Genomic DNA, 3610 nt, shown 5'->3' on the forward strand with positions numbered 1-3610 from the left:
GCCGCGTTGCGCTGGACGTGCAGCGAGCAGGATCCGAGAAGTCTGTGCCCCGCGCGGCTGCTAGCCTCTGGTGTACATCGCACAAGGGAGATCACAGTGAGCCCCACGAAGAAGTCCGATTCCAGCAGCTTTTCGGAGGCCGAGCGCGCGGCCATGAAGGAGCGGGCCCAAGAGCTGAGGGCGCAGGGCCGCAGCGGTCAGAAGAAAGCCGACAACGAGCAGGCCGTGCTCACAGCGATCGCGGAGATGCCCGATAACGACCGAGCCCTGGCCGAACGGATACACGCGCTCATCACCGAGAACGCGCCGGAGCTTCTGCCCAAGACCTGGTACGGGATGCCGGCGTACGCCAATGCGGACGGCAAGGTCGTCTGCTTCTTTCAAAGTGCGGCGAAGTTCGAGGCTCGCTACGCGACCATTGGCTTCAACGATGCAGCCATGCTCGACGACGGCCCCATGTGGCCGGTCTCCTTTGCGATAGTGGAGTGGACCGCAGCAGTGGAGAAAAAGGTCGAGTCGCTGGTCAAGGCCGCGGTCGCCTGAACATCCTCACCGCTCAAGCCGGAAGCGGAACGATGGGAAGAATTGCCGTCACCGGCGCGTCCGGCCGCCTCAGCGGCCAGGTGATCCGCCTGCTCGCCGGACAGTCCGCTGCAGGCGTCGTTGCCCTCAGCCGTCGTCCGACAGTGGTTCCTCCAGGCGTGATTGCCCGAACGGCGGATTACGCCGACCGCGCCGCGCTGCGCAGCAGCCTCGCCGATGCCCCGGCACTGGTCTTCATCAGCAGCGACGGCGAGGCCACCCGGGTGCTGGCGCATCACCTCAACGTGCTGGAGGCCGCCCGCCTCTGCGGCGTCGAGCCTCCATCCGTGCACAGCGTTGGAACCGTGTCACGGCCGTGGTCCGGAACCTTACCGGGCGCAGCCCACGGCATCTGCGCGGATCCTGGCCACGTCAGGAAAAAGCCGACGGACCTGAATGAATCGGCTCCGCGTAGGCCTGCAAGGATCCGCCCGGCGCGTCCCAGTAGGCTGAGTGGGTGGAAGCCCAGATTCTCGCGACCGTTTTTTGCGGTCTGCTCATCGCCGTCGGCATTGCCGGCATCGTCGTCCCCGTCCTGCCCGGCACCATCACTATCGGCATCAGTCTGCTGGTCTGGGCCATCGCCCTGCAGAACACACTTGGCTGGGTGGTCTTCGCCATCGGCATGGTATTCGTCGCTGCCGGCATGCTGGCCAGCCTGGTGCTTACCGGGCGCCGGCTGAAGCAGCGCCAAGTGCCCAACTGGTCCATTCTGGTCGGCGTCCTGGTGGGCGTGGTCGGCATGTTCGTGATCCCCGTGGTGGGGCTGTTCATCGGCTTCGCCGCCGGGTTGCTGCTGAGCGAATACGCACGACGGCGCGACTTTGGTCAGGCGGTGGGGGCCAGTTGGGCTGCACTCAAGGCCGTGGGTCTGGGCATGCTGGTGGAGCTCGGCTGTGCCTTTGCCGCCGGCGCGGTCTGGGTGGTCGGCGTGCTGATGCAGTTCTTCTTCTAGGCTCAGTCCTGCTTGAGCAGCCCGGTGGTGCGGTAGGGGATGACCTCGCGCAGGAACATCTGTGTGGAGGTGCGGGTGATGCCGGGGCAGAAGCGGATCTCCTCGCTCACCCGGTACAGGTCGTCCGGGCTGTGCGCCACCACGCGGATCAACAGGTCGGTGTCACCGGCCGGGGCGTGGCACTCGAGCACTTCAGGAATCTTGCCGAGCGCTTCCACGGCATCATTGAGCTTGCTCTGGTCCAGCTCAGCGCTCACCATCGCCATCACCCCACGGTCCAGTGCCTCAGGCAAAACACGGGCTGAATGAGTGCGCAGGCACCCCGATGCTGCCAGGCGCTCCAGCCTGGAGTGCACGGTGCCCCGGGCCAGGCCGAGCCGTTGGGCCAGCATCATCACCGGGATCCGCGGGTCCTCATCCAAGGCGAGCAGGATCCGCCGGTCCGTCGCGTCCAGTTGCTGCAATATGACCACTTCCTGTCGATTCTCGCGCCGTGGCTTGAACAGTCTGATCAAGTATAGGCGCCCCTCTTGCACGGATTGTAGCTGCGGTGTTCTGATACTTAGCAGATCGGGCGACGCCACAAGCTGCAGCCCGCAGAGGTGCACCGTTTGGGCCCACGACGCCCGGGCAGTGTTTGCGGGCCCGCGAAGCCCGGACCTTGTTGTTCACACAGCTGAAGACCCCTGCCAGTCCGGATTCCGGACCGCCAGGGGTCTTGCTGTTAATCGTCTAGACCTTAGACTTTGTCGCTTGGCGTGGGCAGTTCCCATTCCCACGCGTCGAGGCCTCGCAGTGACATCACCAGAGTTCCCTCTGTAGAGGGAAGGTCCAGGAGTACCAATCCGGTCGCTTTCTCCGCCGGTCCAAGTTCCGAGGGGAGCAACTTTGTCTGCGGCAGGCACGAGTATGTCGCGATGCTTGCCAGATTCCCGTTGAACGTAGTTCCTTCGGTGCTGATGAACTTGAAATCATGGGCGCTGACCCAGTAGCTCGGTGGCTGTTCGTTTTTGAGTTCGGCTGTTGTTTCCACGTCCATGTGGAGGGCGACGAGATGGCCGTTCTCCGGAGCCTTGGCGTACGGTTCCGTGCAGCTGACTCCTCCATCAATTTTCTTAATGACGAAGTTCACGAGCTGCGTTTTCTGGTCTGCTGCACTGAAGCCGGCTGCTTCACCGACCTCTTTAATGAGGTTTCCACGGACGCTGGTTCGCTTCTCGGCGGCATCTTCACCGGAAGCGGTGGGGGCCTCCTGACTTTGCGATGGCGCCTCCTGAGCCGGCGTCACAGGAACCACCGTCGGTGGTGTTGCCTCAGTTGACGTACTTCCGCAAGACACGAGGCAAAGCGCAGCCATCGCCGCGGTGGTTGTTACTAGTGCTCGTTTCAAGTTGTCCCCCAATGTCTAGTACGTGCGATAACGACGTTAACGGTCACTGCTGACGTTTTTTTGCCGTCCTCAAGAAGGTCTCCGTAAGTACTATCGGCAGGCCACCGTAGAAAGTTCGAAGCGTCCTTCAGCCTTGTTTCGCCGCCTCTGCTGTCCTTGGCGGTTCTGCCTGTTCAGGGGGTTGGAAAAAGCGTTTGTAGCCGAGGACAAGCACGATGGCCAGACCCGCGCTGACCACTCTGAACGAGAGCGTGGTGTCCCCGGCCATCAGAGCTTCGCGAGATGCTGTAAATCAGACTGAACAGACTGACGAGCATCAAACCGTTAGCCACCACCCGGTTCCGCCTCTCCGGAAACAAGCTCCAGGCAAGCAAGGCGACCGACCCGCTGAGCGCCACGATCGTGACATTTCGTTGTAGATCTCAGAAGCTTCGTGGTACTCGCGAAAAGCATGCGTCATGCTGCTGCTTTCGTTCCCGTTGCTGCACCAATTCCTCATTGGTCGGGTTGCAGTGGCCCGCGCCATCGCAGTCTGTCCGACGCGCAACACAGCAGCGCCTCAGCTTGGCGATCGGCACACCGCAGACTTATGATCAAACGCAGTGGCACGGGGCTTTAGCTCAGTTGGTAGAGCGTTTCGTTCGCAATGAAAAGGTCAGGGGTTCGATTCCCCTAAGCTCCAC

4 protein-coding genes and 1 tRNA gene are annotated in these 3610 nt (G+C 62.4%); 3 read left to right on the forward strand and 2 right to left on the reverse strand.

Annotation, left to right across the window (positions count from 1 at the left end; all coding sequences use genetic code 11):
- Window positions 1-543, forward strand: a 543-nt coding sequence (locus AC5RWT_RS35660) for an iron chaperone (protein ID WP_494084345.1), incomplete at its 5' end; no start/stop codon positions are given.
- A 496-nt stretch (window positions 544-1039) separates the two neighbouring features.
- The gene (locus AC5RWT_RS35665; RefSeq protein WP_494084346.1) at window positions 1040-1537 is read left to right on the forward strand and encodes a DUF456 domain-containing protein; all 498 of its coding nucleotides are present in this window, start codon (window positions 1040-1042) and stop codon (window positions 1535-1537) included.
- Between the two features lie 2 nt (window positions 1538-1539).
- Here the strand turns inward: AC5RWT_RS35665 and AC5RWT_RS35670 are convergent, their stop codons facing one another.
- On the reverse strand, window positions 1540-2001 hold the full coding sequence (locus tag AC5RWT_RS35670) for an Lrp/AsnC family transcriptional regulator (RefSeq protein WP_494084348.1): 462 nt from the start codon (window positions 1999-2001) through the stop codon (window positions 1540-1542).
- Between the two features lie 275 nt (window positions 2002-2276).
- A complete protein-coding gene (locus AC5RWT_RS35675; protein ID WP_494084347.1) occupies window positions 2277-2825 on the reverse strand; it encodes a hypothetical protein in 549 nt (182 codons plus the stop codon).
- A gap of 711 nt (window positions 2826-3536) precedes the next feature.
- Here AC5RWT_RS35675 and AC5RWT_RS35680 point away from each other — a divergent pair.
- Window positions 3537-3609: transfer RNA gene (locus tag AC5RWT_RS35680), tRNA-Ala, on the forward strand.
- Window position 3610 lies beyond the last annotated feature (1 nt).

It is taken from the genome of Arthrobacter sp. Dra40, from assembly GCF_059091905.1.